The following is a 17,055-nucleotide window of genomic DNA, read 5'->3' as shown; positions in this document are numbered from 1 at the left end:
TCGCTCTCGCAGATGGGCGAACAACCAAGAAAAAGGGGCCGGTCGCGGGCGACCGGCCCCCGGATGAAACGCGCTGGCGCGCGTGCTTACAGTAAGTCGAAACCGTCGGCGAAGATCGTGTCGTCGATGTCGTCGACGCAGTCGACGGCGACATTCGTCACGTTCGCTCCCGCAATGTTGCCGCTGCCGTCGGTGACCGTGCAGGTCTGGCCGCTCGGCTGCGTGCCGACGGTGACGTCATATGCCGCGCCGTCGGCGATGCCGGTCGGGAAAGCGAACGCGCCACTGCCCGCGACCGGGAGCGTCTGCGCACCCGCATTGAGCGAGAGCACGAGGCCGCTGCCCGTCAGGCCGGCGACGTTGCCACCGACGGTGTACGTGGTCGTACCGCCGGTGGTGGTCGGCAGCAGGCACCACTCATCGAGCGTACCGGTGTCCGAACCCGCGGCATCGGACACGTTGAGCGTCCACGTGCCGCCGATCGTCTGGCCGTTGAACGGCGCCGCGAGCGGATTGTTCGGCTTGACGTTGCCCGACAGCGCCGGCGGCGACGCGTTGCACTGGGTCTCAACCACGGTGGGCGAACCGTCGTCGACGATGACGTCGACGTTGTCGCTCGAGCAGCCGTTGGTCGTCGCAGGCGCGCCCGGGCGATCGATGACGATCGTGCTGGTGTTGCTGTCGACCTTCTTCAGCGTGAACTTGAGGTCGCCGACCCAGGTATGGGTCGCCTTGATCGAGAGCTTGAGGTCGGTCAGCGTCGCCGTGTCGCTGATGCTCAGCGTGTCGGTCACACCGGTGGCGTTGTTGTCGGGGATCGCGACGCCCGGCGCACGGCAGATCATGTTCGCAGTGGTGAAGCTCGACACCGTCGATGCCGTGCCCTCGCCGCAGCCGTTCATGCCGTAGACGCGCCAGTAATACGTCGTGTTGGGGCTCAGCGAGGTCGCCGGCGTGAAGCTCGTGGCCGACACCACCTCGTTCGCGACGAACGAGCCGAACGCGGGGCTGGTCGACAGCTGGAAGCGGTACTGCGTCGCGTCGGCGATCGCGGACCAGGTGAACGTCGGCGTAGTACCCACGCCGGTTGCGCCGTTCGCGGGCACCGTCAACGACGTCGAGCCCGGCTGGCCAGCGGCGATCTGCACCGCGAAGGTCGCGTCCTTGACCACGGCGGGCGCCTGGTTGTCCGTGCCGCGCACGGTGACCGTGTAGCTGCCCGCCGCCGCGCCAGGCTGCGTGCCGAGCGTCAACATCGACGTCGTGCTGCTGTTGGTCGGTGGCGTGACCGGGTTGGGCGCGAACAGGCCGCCCGTGAACGCGGAGGTGTCCAGGCCCGGCAGGCTCAAGGTGACCGTACCGGCGTAACCCGCGAGCGAACTCACCGCGACCGAAACCGGCGCGATCGCGCTGCCGGCGCAGACGTACTGCGTCGTCGTCGGCAGGCCGAGGCGATAGTCCGGAGCAGGCGAATCGGCGAAGCCGCCGACGCCCCACACGTCGCCATTGTTGACGGCGCGGTTGTCGGTGTAGATGGCGATGATGTCGTTCATCGCCATGTCCATGCCGTTGTAGTCGCCCCACTCCATCGACGTGTTGATCTTCGGCGACGTCACGGTGGTCAGGCGGCGCGGCGTTTCCCACGTCTGCGCACCATCGAGCGAGACCGAGTAGTAGAGGTCGACGCCGGTGCGGTTGGTGCTGTGGCGGGTGTCGTAATAGACGACGTGGACGCGGCCCCAGTCGTCGACCTTCAACCACTGCTGGTAACGGTCGACGGTCTGGCCGTCCGCGGTCGGGTGCGGGGTGGTGACCGTCCAGGTCGCGCCGCCGTCACGCGAGTAACCGACCTGCACGCGCGCATGGTTGTTCGCGGCGGTGCCGCTCTCCGGGCCGTAGGTGTCCGGCCACGCGACGTAGATGCTGTTGCCGTACGGGCCATTGGTCAGGTCGGCGTCGGCCGCGGCGTAGATGAACGCGTTGCGCGTGGACATCGACGGCAGCGGGAAGTCGAACGAGGCGACCGTGTTGGCGACCGTGACACCGCTCGCGGCGAACGTCGCACCGCCGTCGGTCGACTTGACCACGCGGATGTTGCTGCCCGTGGTGGACGGGAAGAAGTAGTAGACGTTGCCCTGCTTGTCGGTCGTGATGTCGCTGCCGATGCCCCTGAACGTCGAGTCGAGCGTCATCGGCGTGCTGAAGGTCAGGCCCTTGTCGGTCGAGCGCGCGAACTTCTGCACGTTGCTCTGGTGCCAGGACACGTAGATGTTGTCCTTGTACGGCGAGCCCGGATAGGAATCGACGTGCAGGTATTCCTTGTCCGAGCCGCTCGCGACGAGGCCGGCACTGCGGCTCCAGGTCGCGCCCTTGTCCGTCGAGCGGAAGAAGTCGACGCCGCAGCCGGAACCGCCGCAACTCATGAGCGACGAGGTGTAGGCGATCTGGCCGTCGGTCGACCAGCCGACCGTGGCATCGCAGCAGGTGCTGCCGGGCAGGCTGATCGCGTTGCTCCAGGTCAGGCCGCCGTCGGTCGAGCGCCACATCTTCTGGCCGCTGCCGGGGCCGTTGCTGCCCGCGATGACGTAATTGGTGTCGACCGGATTGACCGCGATCGCGGTTTCCTCGGCGCCCACCGGGTTGGTGATCTTCACTTCACCGGTCAGGAACTTCGGCCAGTTCTCGCCCATCTCCTCGAGTTCTTCCTCGTCGAAGACCTCGAAGCGGTTGCCGTCGATACGGTTGATGCCGCGGTAGATGTGGCCATCGATCTGGATGCCGTGGAAGCGCTGCAGGAACGTATTGACGGCGCTGCGCGGATACTGGGCAGGGCCGCTGGTCGGCAGCGGGTGGCCCTCGGCGATCGCCGCCTTGCGCGCCCAGACGCGGTAGAACGCGGGCAGCGGATCGCGTGCCTCGGTTTCTTCCTTGGGCAGGTAGGCGAGATCGGCCTGGGTGAGCGCATAGTTGCGGTCGTCCCACGGCCCGTATTCGACCAGGCGCGCGTAGTCGACGTTGGTATCGACACCCTTGGCCTGGTTGATGTCGATGGTGACGATGCGCGCGTGCGCGAGCACGGGAATCGCGGCTGATAAAAGTACGGCAAGGCCGGCGAAGGCCCGCAGTCGATGGCAAACTCGCATGATTTCCCCAGTGGCGTCGAGCGAAAGTGGTCCAGATGGATGCGCGCCCCCCAGGGCGCGCCCGCCGTAGGTTCCTGCTGCGGAAGCACCGCAGTACGTCCGCAGGCGGAGCGGACAATCCTCCGATTTACACCACATGCGCCCGGGGACGCAAGCACTCCGCCTCCAGGAGGAGGCACGAGCGGTCTTCCGCCGCGTCCCGCCCCCCCTGTTACGATCGCGCCCGTGCGCCGCGTCCCGCGCATGCCGGCCCCGGAACCCCCACGCATGAATGCCGCCTCCGTACTCGCCGTCGGCTTCGGCGCCTTTGCCGGCGCGATCGTGCGCTGGCTGCTCGGCCTGGCACTGAATCCCGTGCTGCCGCACCTCCCGCTGGGCACCCTCGCGGCGAACCTCGCCGGCGGCCTGATCATGGGCGTGGCGATGGGCGTGTTCGCACATCTGGACAGCGTGCCGCTGGCCTGGCGCCTCGCCGTGACGACGGGGTTCCTCGGCGGACTCACGACGTTCTCCTCGTTCTCCGCGGAAACCGCGAGCCTCATGCTGCGTGCGCAGTGGGGCTGGGCAGCCACGATCATCGGGGCGCACGTGGCAGGGTCGATCGCCATGACGCTGGCCGGCTTCGGGCTCGTGCGCCTGTTCCTGCGTGGGTGAGCGGAAGCGGTCGGGGTTGATTCAGGCGCGCCGTGTCCTGATTTCGTGTCGAGGTCCGCGGCCCCTGATCGATCATGAGTACCGCACGCGCGCAACAACGCATCGCTTCCCTGCTGGAAGCGGCCGGCGTGCGCATCGGCGGCCACGCACCCACCGATCTCGCGGTGCACGACGATCGCCTCTACGCGCGCGTGCTGGCGCACGGCTCGCTCGGCCTCGGCGAGGCGTACATGGAAGGCTGGTGGGACACCGACTCGCTCGACGGCTTCCTGTTCCGCCTGCTCGACGCGCGGCTCGACGAGCGCGTCGGAACGCTCGACGATGCTTGGTTGTTTCTCAAGGCGCGCATCGCCAATCCGCAGCGCGGCAGGCGCGCGTACGAAGTCGGCGAACGCCATTACGACCTCGGCAACGACCTGTTTCGCGCGATGCTCGGACGCCGCCTCGTCTACAGCTGCGGCTACTGGAACGAGGCGGTCGGCCTCGACGCCGCACAACTGGCCAAGCTCGACCTCGTATTGCGCAAGCTCCGCGTCGAGCGTGGCATGCGCGTGCTCGACGTCGGCTGCGGCTGGGGTGAGGCGCTCAAGTACGCCGCACAACGCTACGGCCTCGCCGGCGTCGGCATCACGATCTCGCACGAGCAGGCGGAACTCGCGGCGAAGCTCTGCGCGGGCCTGCCGGTCGAGATCCGCGTGCAGGACTATCACGCGCTCGACGAGCGCTTCGACCGCATCTTCTCGATCGGCATGTTCGAGCACGTCGGCGTGAAGAACTACCGGCGCTACTTCGAAGTCGCGCGCCGCTGCCTCGCCGACGACGGCCTGTTCGTGCTGCACACGATCGGATCGAACGTGTCGACCAACCACACCGACCCGTGGATCGAGCGCTACATCTTCCCGAACTCGATGATACCGTCGGCAGCGCAGATCACGCGGGCGGTGGAAGACCTGTTCGTGATCGAGGACTGGCACAACTTCGGCGCCGACTACGACCGCACGCTGATGGCTTGGCGCGCCAACTTCGATGCGGCATGGCCGCGCCTGCAGGCGCGCTACGACGAGCGATTCCGCCGCATGTGGCGCTACTACCTCTCGGCATCCGCGGCGACCTTCCGCGCGCGGCGCAACCAGCTCTGGCAGCTCGTGCTGTCGCCGCGCGGCGTGCGCGGCGGTTATCGCGCACCGCGCTGAGGCGCACTACTCGTACCCGTCCTCGAAGATCACGTCGAACGCACGCGAGAGCTCGCTCGTGTGCCCGTCCGCATCCGTCGCCGTCGCGACGAACGGTATCGCACGCACGCCGGCCGGTACGAGCAAGGTGATCGTGCGCAACTGCTGCGCGCTCGTCGCGGGGTAGCTGTCCTGGCCCAGCCACGCACCGGCGCCGCCGGCGACGTCAGCATGGAAATCGATGCGCAGCGGATAGGCCGCGTTCTCCATCGCGCTGTCGACGCGGTAGGTCACCGTGACCTCGTCACCGACCTGGCTTGCCGCGACGAACTCGGGCGAGTTCTGCGCGTGGTTGCTGCCCGTGTCGGCGTCGCCCGGATCGTTCGCCGTCGGCCCCGCACCGCCGATATCGATGTTCGCGTGGCCGGCACCGCGATTGTGGTGGATGGGGTTCGCGCGGCTGTCGAACGCGGCGCCTGCCACGTTCGTGCCGGCGACGATGCCCGCGCCCATGTTGAAGGCGATGAGGTTCGCCTCACCTTCGCCGTAGCCGCCGATCGGCAGTGCGCTGCCGTCGCCGCCCTGGATCTGGACGCCGGCGCCGAACTGCGCCGCGCTCGGTTCCGGGAAGCCATTCGGAAGTGCGTGCTGGCCGCTCCAGTCGCTGCCGATGTAGTTGCCCTTGATCTCGAACGAACCCACGGGTCCGCCCGGGCCGAAGCTCGCCCACGCACCGATGCCGACGGGGCGATTGCCGGAAATCACGTTGCGCGCAGCGACGTCCGCACCGCCGATGCGCACGCCCGTGCGCGAGCCGGTGATGATGCCGCCCCAGTTGTTCGCCGTGCCGTTCGGGATCGCGAGCGTGCCGCCGGCGTCGGTGCCGATGAGGTTGCCTTCGATCACGACCGGCCCGCTGGCCAGCACACCGGCACCGCCGTTGCCGGACAGGAGATTCCTCTGCCACGGCAGCGTGCCACCGATCTGCGCGCTGCTGTAGCCGCAGCGGACCGCACTACCGTTGTTGCCTTGCGCCGGCAGCGCGCTGCCGTCGATCTGCGTGCCGATGTAGTTGCCGTAGAGCGTCAGGTGCGAGCCATTGGGGCCGTTGTTGTTGCCGATGATCGCGTCGCTGAAGCCGTGCATCGCCAAGCCTTGCACCGTGAGCGACGCCTGCCCGCCCTGGATCGCGAAGCCGTAGGTGCCGCTGCCGACGAGTACGATCATCAGCTGTGCATCGAGGCCGCCCTGCTTGGGTGCATGCGAATTCGGTGCGCTGCCGGCCTGGGTGTAGCCATCGACGGTCAAGACGCCATTGACGGAAGGGAGCGGACTCGCGAGGGCAATCGCGTGCGGGCCGCCACCCGGGATCGCGAACACGATCGTGTTGCCGCCACCCGCAGCCTCGGCGTCGCTCATTGCCTGGCGCAAGGAACCGGGGCCGCTGTCGGCGCTGTTGGTCACGGTGAATGTCGCGGCGGCTGCCGGGACCGCGCTGGCCAGCAGGACGGAGGCGGCCATGGATCGCCCGCTTCGACCGGCACGTGCGTCGCGCACCCTCGCGGCACGCCACCGCGGGCATTCCACGAACCGCATCGCACGGCCTGCGAACGCCTCCGCGACACGGTCCGCTCCACGGTCGATCGCCCGGTCCATGTCGATGCTCCCTCGGCCTTTACTGCTTGGAACGGAATGCGGCGGTGGCTCCGACAGCCGGCCTGCGGGCGATGCGCTATGCTGCGGACCGGCGCGACCTGCCGCTCGCGCGGGGGACCGAACTCGACGTGACCGAAGAGCAGTCACCACTCACCGAATGGCTGCGCGCGGCCGGCAGCGGCGACCGCGACGCCGGCGGCCGCGCCTACGCGGAAATCTATGCCGAGCTTCGCCGCATCGCCGCGCGCCAGCTCGGCCGCGCCGGCGCGCAGGCCACGCTCACGCCGACAGCGCTCGTCAATGAGGCGTTCCTCAAGCTCGCGCGCGGCCGGCTCGAGTCGATCAACGATCGGCGTCACTTCTTCAACCTCGCCGCGCGCGCGATGCGCCAGACGGTGGTCGACTACGCGCGCGAGCGTCTCGCCGAGAAACGCGGCGGCGATCTCGTGCGCACCGAACTCGACGACGGCCTGCCCGACATCCATGCCGACGCCCAGCGCGCGCTCGCGATCGACCAGGCGCTCGGCGTGCTCGAGCGCCAGGATGCCGAACTAGCCGAGACGTTCGCCTGGCGCATGTTCGGCGGCCTCAGCGCCAGGCAGATCGCCGAGTTGCGTGGCGTGACCGAACGCACCGTGCACCGCGATCTCGACCTCGCCCGCAACTACCTGCGACTCGCGCTCGGCGGCGCGCCGTGACCACCGGTGCCGGCGAGCCGCTGTTCGCACCGGAGCGCTGGCGCGAAGTACGCGAGCTGCTCGCCCGGCTCGAACGACTCGATGCGACCGAACGCGACCGCGAGATCGAGCGAGTCGCGGCAACCGATGCCGAACTTGCGAAGGCGGCACGCACGCTCTTCGACGGCGGCGTGACCGCGGCGACCGAACACCTGTCCGAGGCGTTCGACCGACTGCTCGACACCGACGCGGGCATGCCGGCGAGCGTCGGGCCATTCCACCTGCTGCGCCGCCTCGGCGAGGGCGGCATGGGCACGGTGTACCTCGCCGAACGCCGTGGCGCGGACTTTACCCAGCGCGTCGCGCTCAAGCTGCTCGACCGCTTCGCATCGGCGCCGCGGCTGGCCGCGCGCGAACGGCGCATCCTCGCCGCGCTCGCGCACCCGAACATCACCGCATTCGTCGACGCCGGCACCGACGACGGCCGTGCCTGGCTCGCGATGGAATACGTCGACGGCGAGCCGCTGCTCGATTTCTGCACGCAGCGCGCGCTCGACGTGCGCGCGCGCGTCGCGCTGTTCGACCAGGTCTGCACCGCGGTCGCGCACGCACACGCGCAGCTCGTCGTGCACCGCGACCTCAAGCCGTCGAACGTCTACGTGAGCCGCGACGGCGTCGCCAAGCTGCTCGACTTCGGCATCGCCCAGGTGCTCGACCCCGCCGACGAGAAGACCCCCGCGACGCGCGTGTTCACGCCGGAATACGCCGCGCCCGAGCAATTGCGGGGCGATCGCGTCACCACCGCGACCGACGTGTACGCGCTCGGCCTTCTGCTGTACGAACTCGTCGTCGGCCGCCGCCTGCCGGGTGCGGCGCGCGAGCGCACGAGCGATTGGACCACCGCCGAACTCGCGCGCCGCGCGAGCGAGGACACGCGCGAGACGGCCGCCGACGACGCCGTGAAGACCGTCGCGCGCCTGCTGCGTGGCGACCTTGGCCGCATCATCGCTCATGCGCTCGACCCCGCGCCGGCGCAGCGCTACGGTTCCGTCGCCCTGTTGCGCGAGGATCTCGCGCGCTGGCTCGACTATCGCCCGCTCACCCTCGCTCGTCCGGGCCTCGCCTACACGATCGGCCGCTTCGTCCGCCGCAACCGCCTCGCCGTGTCGATCGCGGCAGTCGCCCTGCTCGCCCTGTGCACCGCCACCGCGATCGCGCTGTGGCAGGCGCGTGCGCGCGCCGCGGAAGCCGAGCGCGCGCTCGCGCAGGCGCGCCGCGCGGAAGCGATGCAACAGTTCCTTTCCGACGTGATCCGCCAGGCGAGCCCCGACGAAAACGGCGGTGAGCCGATCACGCCGCACCAGCTGCTCGAAAAAGGCGAACGCCTCGCCGATGGATTCGCCGGCCAGCCCGCGCTGCAGGCGGAAGTGCTCGCCCAGCTCGGCGAGCTGTACCTCAGCCTCAGCGACACCGACAGCGCGGGACGTGCGCTGCAGCGCGCACGCGAGCTCGCCGCGGCGCCCTCGATGCCCGCGAGCGTGCGCGCGCGCGTGCTGCTCGCGTTGACGCAATGGGAAGCAGTGGCGGCGCAGTTCGACGACGCGCTCGCGCATGCGCGCGAAAGCCTCGCGCTCTACCTCGCCGAACCCGGTACCGAAGCGAAGACGATCGCCGAAGTGGACATCTCGATCGCGCAGGCGCTCGACGGCAAGGGCGATGCGGCGGAAACGGAGAAGTTCCTGCGCGAGGCGGTCGCACGCGACAGCGCCGCCCTCGGCGATCGCGACGACTCGGTCGCCGAACTCTGGTTGCTGCTCGGCTACACGCTCGCCACGCGCGGCGAACTCGACGAGGCCGAACGCGCCTCGCGCAAGGGCGTCGAAGGCTACCGCGCGGTGTATGGCGACGACGGCTTCGAGGTCGCGCACGCGCTCAACGAACTCGCGCTGGTACTCGCCTGGCGCAAGGAAGGCCTCGCGGCCGCCGAAGACGCCTTGCGCGAAGCGGTTCGCATCTTCCGCAAGCTCGTCGGCGAAACGCACCAGAAAACCCTGTCGGCCGAGCGCAACCTGATCACGATGATGGAGCGGCGTGGACGCTACCTCGAGGCGTTGCCGGAGCGCGAAGCGCTCGCTGCGCGCGCGGAACGCCCCGGCGTCACGACACCGCGTGAACTCGCGACGCATTACCAGGCGCTCGCGATCGACTACGCGCAGGTCGGTCGTCTCGACGATGCGGAGAAAACGCTGCGGCGCTCGCTCGCGCTCGGCGAACAGGCACAAGGGCCGCGCAGCCCGGCCGACCAGGGCGCACGCAACGACCTCGGCGACGTGCTCGCACTGCTCGGCCGCGACGAGGAAGCCGAACGCGTGCTGCGCGAGGCGATCGCGATCCAGCAGGAGCAGCAGCCCGACGACACCGCGCGGCTCAAGCGCCTGCAGGCCTCGCTCGGCGAAGTGCTGCACCTCGAAGGTCGCGACAACGAGGCCCTGCCGCTGCTCGTCGAAGCGACGACCCTCGCGGCATCGGTGCCCGATACCGACGTCGCTCGACCGCTCGCCCTCGCGCGCCTCGCCGAAGTGCAGCTCGCCGTCGGCGATGCGACGACGGCGGCGGCGACCGCCGGCTCGGCCCTCGATTACGCGCGCAGGGCGTACCCGGCCGACCATCCCAAACTCGGGTTTGCGCTGTATGCGCTCGCGCTCGCCGACCTTGCGCTCGGCAAGCCGCAGGAGGCCGAAGCGCTGCTGCGCGAAACGCTGAAGCTGCGCGCGACCGTGCATCCGGCTGCGCACCCGCGCATGCTCGAAGCGAACGTGGCGTTGGCGCAGGCGCTGACCGCCGAAGGAAGGAAGGACGAGGCCCGCGCCCTGCGCGACGGCGTCGAGCCGCTGCTCGACGCCGCCCTTCCCTATCACCGCGCGCTGCGCGCACGGCTCGCGCAACGCTGAGCGACGGCCGCGATCCTGCGGCCGCCGCGTACCACCTCAGGCGGCCGCGAGCGTGCGACCCGGCGGGTTGCCGAAGCGGTTCGGGCCGGGCGTGCCGGCGATGAAGCCGTTGAAGACGAGTGCGATCAGGCCACCGACGACCGGCACGAGCGCGATCAGGATCCACCACGCCGACTTGTCGACGTCATGCCAGCGCTTGGCGCAGATCGCGAGGCTCGGCCAGAGCAGCAGCAGCGAGACGATCGGCACGATCGTCATGGCCAGGCCACTACCACTCTGCGAGATCGCATTGGCGTCACCGAGGCTCGCCGCACTGAACATCGACGCGCCCGCGTATGCGAACAGCGCGCCGTACAGCACGGTGACCGCGAGCGCGAAGTACCAGTATGGGGCGCGGCCGATGCGACCCTGGAACGAAAACAGCAACTCAGTCCAGCTCATGTCTCTCTCCCGTTTGTGCCACGTCGTGATGACGCCCGCGACCCCGCGCCGCGGGCGGGTTTGCCACTTCGGTACTACTGCAACGTCGTCTTCGACGATTCCTTCTCGAGCTTCCATGCGCCGCCTTCACGCAGCATGGAAACGGTGCTCGTCACCGCGTTGCCGTCGGCGTCCTTGCCGGTGTATTCGAGCTTCGCGCGATCGCCCTTGGCGTTGCCCCTGACGTACTTCGGATCGCGCAACGCCTGGCCCTGGATGAAGCCGAACATCATCTTGAAGTCCGCATCGTTGCGGTGCGCGAGCAGCTCGTCCGCGCGCGTCTTCGTCATCGCTTTCGCCATCGCGTCGATGTCGCCCTTCCTGAGGGAAGCGAGATAGGCGAGATACGCCTTGCCCTGCTCGCCACCGTTCGCCGGCAGCGCGGGGCCGAGGTCGGGCGCACCGGGCAGGTCGAGCGCGAAGGCGAGGTCGTAGTAGCGGCCGCTCTTCTTGTCCTCCTCGTCGTTGCTGCGGAAGCTGCCCTCGACGCGCTTGTCGTCGTTGCGCTTCAGCGACACGGTGTACCAGCCGCTGCCGCTCTGCGAGCCGCTCGAATAGCCGATGTGCGTGTTCACGTTCTGCACGCTGCCGTCGGCCTCGAGGTTGAGGTCGACGCGCGTCGCTTCGTGCAACTGGTCGTCGATGGCGCTGTCGCGATCGCTCGCATCGGCGAGCGCGGCGGCGTCGATCGGCCTGTCGGCGAACACGATGCGCGTGATCTGCTTGCCCTTGTCGAACGGGTCGGGCATGCGGTACGCGTACGCGTGCTTCAACGCGATCGCCTTGCCGTCGTTGTAGAGCGTGCACGAGCCGTCGGCGAACGCGAGCCCGGACGCGAACGCGAGACCGGCAGGGAGCAGGCGCAGGATGGTGTTCATGACATCGTGTCCTCCAGGAACCTCGAAATACCCTCGCGGGTGATACCGAACGGGGTGGCCACGACCGCCCTCATCTGACGAAACGGATTCCGGCGGCGGATCCGACGCGCGCATTCGTCAACGACGCGGAGCGTGGCGAGGGGCCACGGCGGGGGTCCGGGAATGGCCCGGTGCCAGCGCGACAAGGCGCCGGAATCGACCGATGACGCGGGGTTATACTGGCGAGGACATCCGGGGAGGCGCGCATGGGAACACGCCTGTCGTCGACGCAGATCGAGTCGTTCATGACGCTGGCGCGCGAACTCAATTTCTCGCGCGCGGCCGAGCGCCTGCACATCACCCAGCCGGCCCTCACCAAGCGCATCCAGAATCTCGAGGAGACCCTCGGCCAGGCGTTGTTCGTGCGCCTGCGCGGCGGCCTCGAGCTCACCGAGTCGGGACGCATCCTGCAGCGTCACGCCGCCTCGATCGAGCGCCAGGAAGAGGAACTCCTCGACAGCCTCGTCGGCGCCGCCGGCGGCATCTCCGGCTTCTTCCGGCTGGTTTCATTCTCCTCGTGCCTGCGCTCGGTGCTGATCCCCGCGATCGCCGGCCTGCTGCGCGAGCACCCGCGCCTGTCCTGCCAATTCATCAAGGCCGAGGTGAACGAGCTGCAGGACCTCCTGATCGAGGGCAAGGTCGACTTCAGCGTGTCGCTGTCCGAGTGCGAGCGCATGGGCATCGAGAACGTGCAACTCGGCATCGAACGCAACGTGCTGATCGAGTCGGCACGCCATGAGGGTCGCGACGACTGCTACGTCGACCACGAGCCGCGCGACAACTTCACCGAACGCTTCTTCCTGATCCAGACCGGCGCGACCGTGCCGAAGATGCTGCGCGCGTACTTCGACGACATCTACGGCCTCATCGACGCGGTGTCCGAAGGCATCGGCCGTGCGGTCGTCCCATTGCACCTGATCCGTCCCGAGCACCACGTGCGCATGGTGCCCGGCTTCCGTCCGTACGAGGTGCCGGTGTTCCTGCACTACCACGCGCAGCCCTACTACACGAAGCTGCACCGCGCGGTCATCGACACGCTCACGCGCGAATGCGCGCGCCACTACGACGCCTACCAGCTTGGCCACGAGGGCAAGGCGGTCGCGGATGATGCGTTGATCGCGGCGAACCGCAGGATGATCGCGAAGGGACGCGGCACCGCGTAGTCGCCGCACCATTGCGGCCAGTCGACATCCCCGGTCGATCGTCCAGGCACTTCGTGGTCGCGTGATGCATAGGTCGGCGCGACCCTGTGCCCCATACGAGATGGAAGCGGACCTCGAAGGCCAGCCGACTCTTGCGAGCCCGTTTCGGCACGTGGGTGGCAGCAGCGCGGCTAGAACGGAAATGCCGCAGATTGGAAACCGTCCGCGAACAGACGGTCGAGTTCGTAGGCGCCAACGTCGACGTGCACGCCGATAACGCGCGGCACGCCGAGCGCGTCGGTGGCGGTGAGTCCGCCGGGCGGCGCGTCGCTGCCAGCGTCGACGAGCGGCGATGAGCGCTTGAGCGGCTTGTCGAAACAGAGCAAGCCGCAGGCGGCGAATTGCGGATCGACGGAAACGTTGCCGCCACTCCCCGCACCGGGCGCGCCCGAGTACGAGCCGATGTCGTTCGAGACGAGGTCGTAGATGCCCCCGCTAAGCAATGAAAGATCCTGGCTGGCATTGTCGTTGCCCCAGATGATGTTGTTGCTGAGCCAGAAATGGGAGCCGCCTTGCGCGTGGAGGTACATGGCCGGGCTGGCATCGACTGCCTCCACGCTGTTGGCTGTCACCGTGTTGCCGGTGAAATGCAGCGCACCGGTGAGATTGATCGAAGCGGCCGGGCTGTAGCCGGAGGCGTTGCCGGCGAACAGGCTGTTGGTCACCACGACCGAGCCCCACCCGGTCACGTAGAGGCCGCCGGTGTTCGCCTCGGCACCGCCGAGCAGGAAGCGGACCGCGTCGATCGTGAGCTTCGCGCCGCCCGCCTGGTCAAACATGTAGACCTGCATGTTGCCGCCGTAGTACGAACCGGCTTCCGTCATGCCGCGGAACAGGCTCAGGTGGTCGACCGAGACGACATCGGCGCCCGTGAACGAAAGGCGCAGCGGCTGTACCTGCTCCTGCCCGTCGAGGAACGTCGTGCCCGTTCGCGCCGTGCATGCGGCGTTGAAGCCGCCGCTGACGACGAGCGCCTTGTGATCGCTCCCGGACTGGCCGGTCGCGTAGTCGAGGCCGGAGGTGAGCGGATAGACGCCCGCCACGAACCTAACGGCATCGGCCTGGCCGTTCGTCCGCGCCGTGTCCAGCGCAGCTTGTGCGCTTGCCTCCGAATCGACGCAGAACACCGCCGCCATCGCCGGCGCGGCGGGCATTGCGCCGAGCAGCGCCATCATCGGCGCCAGCAGCGACCATCGTCGTCCACGCGCCTTCCCGACCCGATACTGCATGTCACATCCTCCGCTAGCCTGGGCGGCGCACCCTATCGATGCGCACGTCGCTATTCCAATGAAATGATGTGATCGCGCGATGCAAGGAGTGAATCGTCATCGTCGACGGTCATCGCGCGATAACCCATGGTTATTGCCCTCGTTGAAGGGAAACGGAATCGAACCGTGTTGTCGACGCGGTTGCGTGCACGGGGAAACGCACCTGCCCCGCGCGGACGGCCGGCCGCTACCTGCGGCGCCGCGCTTGCGGCACAATGCGCGGCTGCCTGCCAAGCGCGGTAGGCCCATTGTTTCGACTGGATTTTTCGATGAACCTGCAAGCGACCCACGAACAGATTCCGCTGAAGGACTACGCCGAGCGCGCGTACCTCGACTACTCGATGTACGTCGTGCTCGACCGCGCCCTGCCCTTCGTCGGCGACGGCCTCAAACCCGTGCAGCGGCGCATCGTCTACGCGATGAGCGAACTCGGTCTCGACGCCGCGTCGAAGCCGAAGAAGTCGGCGCGCACGGTCGGTGACGTGATCGGCAAGTTCCATCCGCACGGCGACAGCGCGTGCTACGAGGCAATGGTGCTGATGGCGCAGCCGTTCTCGTACCGCTACCCGCTCATCGACGGCCAGGGCAACTTCGGTTCGCAGGAGGATCCGAAGTCGTTCGCGGCGATGCGATACACAGAGTCGAAACTCACGCCGATCGCCGAGCTGCTGCTCGAGGAACTCGGCCAGGGCACGGTCGACTGGGTGCCGAACTTCGACGGAACCCTGAAGGAGCCGTCGTGGCTGCCCTCGCGCGTGCCGCACGTCCTTCTCAACGGCTCGACCGGCATCGCGGTCGGCATGGCGACCGACATCCCGCCGCACCACCTGCGCGAAGTCGCGAGCGCGTGCATCCGCCTGCTCGACGAACCCGATTCGAGCATCGCCGAGCTCTGCGAGCACGTGAAGGGGCCCGACTTCCCGAGCGCGGCCGAAATCATCACGCCGGCGAGCGAACTCGCCGCGATGTACGCGACCGGCAACGGTTCGGTGCGCTGCCGCGCGGTGTGGAAGAAGGAGGACGGCAACGCCGTCGTCACCGCGTTGCCGTACCAGGTGTCGCCGTCGAAGATCGTCGAGCAGATTGCCAACCAGATGCGCGCGAAGAAGCTGCCGATGCTCGAGGACATCCGCGACGAATCGGACCACGAGAACCCGATCCGCATCGTGCTGATCCCGCGCAGCAACCGCATCGATCTCGACGAGATGATGCAGCATCTCAACGCGACGACGGACCTCGAGAAGAGCTACCGCGTCAACTTCAACATGATCGGCCTCGACGGCAAGCCGCAGGTCAAGAACCTCAAGCAGATCCTGTCCGAATGGCTGCGCTTCCGCTCGGAGACGGTGACCAAGCGCCTGCAGCACCGCCTCGCCAAGGTCGAACGCCGCCTGCACCTGCTCGAAGGCCTGCGCATCGCCTACCTCAACCTCGACGAGGTGATCCGCATCATCCGCACCGAGGAAGAGCCGAGGCCCGCGCTGATCGCGCGCTTCCGCCTCAGCGAGGAGCAGGCCGACTACATCCTCGAGACACGCCTGCGCCAGCTCGCGCGGCTCGAGGAGATGAAGATCAACGAGGAGCGCGACCAGCTCGAGGAGGAGCGCGCGCGCATCAACGTCATCCTCAATTCGAAGGCGCGCCTGAAGACGCTGATCAAGGACGAACTAAAGGACGATGCGAAGAAGTACGGCGACGCGCGCCGCTCGCCGCTGGTCGAACGCGCGGTGGCGCAGGCGCTCGACGATACAGCGCTCGTCGCGAGCGAGCCGGTCACGGTCGTGCTGTCCGCGAAGGGTTGGGCGCGCGCGGCCAAGGGCCACGACGTCGACGCGAGCGAACTCGGCTACCGCGAGGGCGACAAGTACCTCGCCAGCGCGAAGGGACGCACGACGCAGCAGGCCGCGTTCATCGATTCGACCGGGCGCAGCTACTCGACGCCCGCGCACACGCTGCCGTCCGCGCGTGGCAACGGCGAACCGCTGACCGGGCGTTTCGCGCTCCCGGCCGGCGCGCGCTTCGACGCGGTCGCGATCGCCGACGCCGCGACCAAACTCGTGCTCGCATCCGACTTCGGCTACGGCTTCGTGACGAAGTTCGAGACCTTGCTCGCCAACAAGAAGGGCGGCAAGCAGGTCCTCAACATGGACGACGACGCGCGCGTGCTCGCGCCTGCGCTGGTCGCCGATTCCGCGCGCGATCGCATCGTCGTGGTGACCAACGCGGGGCACCTTCTCATGTTCTCGGTCGCCGAGCTGCCCGAACTCGACAAGGGCGGCAAGGGCAACAAGCTCATCGAGATTCCGAAGGCGAAACTCTCCGGCGGTGAACGCGTCGCCGGCGTCGCGGTGGTCGCCGAAGGACGCGGCGAAGTCACGCTGTACGCCGGCCAGCGCAAGCTCACGCTGAAGTGGAACGACCTCGTCGAGTACGGTGGCAATCGCGCGACGCGCGGATCGCTGCTGCCGCGCGGCTTGCAGCGCGTGGAGCGGGTCGAAACCACCGGCTGAGAGCAGCGCGAGGCACCGCCGGCGGGCACGACAATGCGGTCGCCGCGGTCACGATGGCTACGGGCGCGGTGGCGCGGGCCTGGCGCATCGAGATGATGCGAGCGTCCAACGAGCCCTCGGCGGCTAGCACTGCGCATCGAACGCCATCCTCCTGCGGGCATAGCCGTTGCCCGCGCCGCCGCACGAGTTCTCCATCCAATCGCCGCCAGCGCGGCGCGCCGCCTCGTGCGCAGCGCGCAATGCGCTGCTGGAGGCTCTCTTCCCGCATACGCCGACCATCGCGCGTCCGTTCGCCAGCCCTTCGACGGCACAAAAAAAGAGGCCTCCCGCGAGGGAGGCCTCCTGTTTCATCCCAAGGACGGGATCAGTTGGCGGTGCCGACCAGCAGGTTGTCCATCGTCGACCAGCTGCTGTCCGTCGGGTCC

At 68.4% G+C, this 17,055-nt stretch carries 11 protein-coding genes; 6 read left to right on the top strand and 5 right to left on the bottom strand.

The genetic code is table 11. The features are described from left to right. Nucleotides 1–86: 86 nt before the first annotated feature. Nucleotides 87–3,143 carry a proprotein convertase P-domain-containing protein gene (locus ACTHK2_RS07095; protein ID WP_440245008.1) on the bottom strand — a complete coding sequence of 1,019 codons (3,057 nt, stop codon included), beginning with the start codon at nt 3,141–3,143 and terminating at the stop codon, nt 87–89. Between the two features lie 267 nt (nt 3,144–3,410). On the opposite strand from ACTHK2_RS07095, the gene crcB reads away from it, so the two are divergent. Continuing rightward, entirely contained in the window at nt 3,411–3,797 is a 387-nt protein-coding gene (gene crcB, locus ACTHK2_RS07090) for a fluoride efflux transporter CrcB (protein ID WP_440245007.1), read from the top strand. A 74-nt stretch (nt 3,798–3,871) separates the two neighbouring features. Next, entirely contained in the window at nt 3,872–4,990 is a 1,119-nt protein-coding gene (gene cfa / locus ACTHK2_RS07085; RefSeq protein WP_440245006.1) for a cyclopropane fatty acyl phospholipid synthase, read from the top strand. 6 nt (nt 4,991–4,996) lie between these two features. Here the strand turns inward: cfa and ACTHK2_RS07080 are convergent, their stop codons facing one another. Next, complete coding sequence (locus tag ACTHK2_RS07080) at nt 4,997–6,490, bottom strand: hypothetical protein (RefSeq protein WP_440245005.1); 1,494 nt, start codon at nt 6,488–6,490, stop codon at nt 4,997–4,999. A 179-nt stretch (nt 6,491–6,669) separates the two neighbouring features. Between ACTHK2_RS07080 and ACTHK2_RS07075 the strand changes: the two genes are divergently transcribed. Beyond that, nucleotides 6,670–7,323 (top strand): ECF-type sigma factor, encoded by a 654-nt coding sequence (locus tag ACTHK2_RS07075; protein WP_440245004.1) that lies wholly within the window; start codon nt 6,670–6,672, stop codon nt 7,321–7,323. Then, nucleotides 7,320–10,253 carry a protein kinase domain-containing protein gene (locus ACTHK2_RS07070; protein ID WP_440245003.1) on the top strand — a complete coding sequence of 978 codons (2,934 nt, stop codon included), beginning with the start codon at nt 7,320–7,322 and terminating at the stop codon, nt 10,251–10,253. The genes ACTHK2_RS07075 and ACTHK2_RS07070 overlap by 4 nt, the downstream gene beginning before the upstream one ends. A gap of 36 nt (nt 10,254–10,289) precedes the next feature. On the opposite strand, the gene ACTHK2_RS07065 is transcribed toward ACTHK2_RS07070, so the two are convergent. Beyond that, nucleotides 10,290–10,694, bottom strand: a complete 405-nt coding sequence (locus ACTHK2_RS07065; RefSeq protein ID WP_440245002.1) for a DUF805 domain-containing protein — start codon at nt 10,692–10,694, stop codon at nt 10,290–10,292. 74 nt (nt 10,695–10,768) lie between these two features. Next, a complete protein-coding gene (locus tag ACTHK2_RS07060; RefSeq protein ID WP_440245001.1) occupies nt 10,769–11,611 on the bottom strand; it encodes a hypothetical protein in 843 nt (280 codons plus the stop codon). A 245-nt stretch (nt 11,612–11,856) separates the two neighbouring features. Between ACTHK2_RS07060 and ACTHK2_RS07055 the strand changes: the two genes are divergently transcribed. Then, a complete protein-coding gene (locus ACTHK2_RS07055) occupies nt 11,857–12,813 on the top strand; it encodes a LysR family transcriptional regulator (RefSeq protein ID WP_440245000.1) in 957 nt (318 codons plus the stop codon). Nucleotides 12,814–12,983: 170 nt separating this feature from the next. Here the strand turns inward: ACTHK2_RS07055 and ACTHK2_RS07050 are convergent, their stop codons facing one another. Further along, nucleotides 12,984–14,081, bottom strand: a complete 1,098-nt coding sequence (locus tag ACTHK2_RS07050; protein ID WP_440244999.1) for a choice-of-anchor Q domain-containing protein — start codon at nt 14,079–14,081, stop codon at nt 12,984–12,986. Between the two features lie 308 nt (nt 14,082–14,389). Between ACTHK2_RS07050 and parC the strand changes: the two genes are divergently transcribed. After that, entirely contained in the window at nt 14,390–16,630 is a 2,241-nt protein-coding gene (gene parC / locus ACTHK2_RS07045; protein ID WP_440244998.1) for a DNA topoisomerase IV subunit A, read from the top strand. Nucleotides 16,631–17,055: the final 425 nt, after the last annotated feature.

It is taken from the genome of Dokdonella sp., from assembly GCF_051958935.1.
Taxonomy (GTDB): Bacteria; Pseudomonadota; Gammaproteobacteria; order Xanthomonadales; family Rhodanobacteraceae; genus Dokdonella_A.
This window is presented reverse-complemented; position numbering and strand designations above follow the sequence as displayed.

What these genes read in the sequence shown, in the direction of transcription:
- ACTHK2_RS07055 (WP_440245000.1), top strand. Translation starts at nt 11,857, where the DNA reads ATGGGAACACGCCTGTCGTCGACGCAGATCGAGTCGTTCATGACGCTG.
- cfa (WP_440245006.1), top strand. Translation starts at nt 3,872, where the DNA reads ATGAGTACCGCACGCGCGCAACAACGCATCGCTTCCCTGCTGGAAGCG.
- crcB (WP_440245007.1), top strand. Translation starts at nt 3,411, where the DNA reads ATGAATGCCGCCTCCGTACTCGCCGTCGGCTTCGGCGCCTTTGCCGGC.
- ACTHK2_RS07080 (WP_440245005.1), bottom strand. Translation starts at nt 6,490, where the DNA reads ATGGCCGCCTCCGTCCTGCTGGCCAGCGCGGTCCCGGCAGCCGCCGCG.
- ACTHK2_RS07060 (WP_440245001.1), bottom strand. Translation starts at nt 11,611, where the DNA reads ATGAACACCATCCTGCGCCTGCTCCCTGCCGGTCTCGCGTTCGCGTCC.
- parC (WP_440244998.1), top strand. Translation starts at nt 14,390, where the DNA reads ATGAACCTGCAAGCGACCCACGAACAGATTCCGCTGAAGGACTACGCC.
- ACTHK2_RS07095 (WP_440245008.1), bottom strand. Translation starts at nt 3,143, where the DNA reads ATGCGAGTTTGCCATCGACTGCGGGCCTTCGCCGGCCTTGCCGTACTT.
- ACTHK2_RS07065 (WP_440245002.1), bottom strand. Translation starts at nt 10,694, where the DNA reads ATGAGCTGGACTGAGTTGCTGTTTTCGTTCCAGGGTCGCATCGGCCGC.
- ACTHK2_RS07050 (WP_440244999.1), bottom strand. Translation starts at nt 14,081, where the DNA reads ATGCAGTATCGGGTCGGGAAGGCGCGTGGACGACGATGGTCGCTGCTG.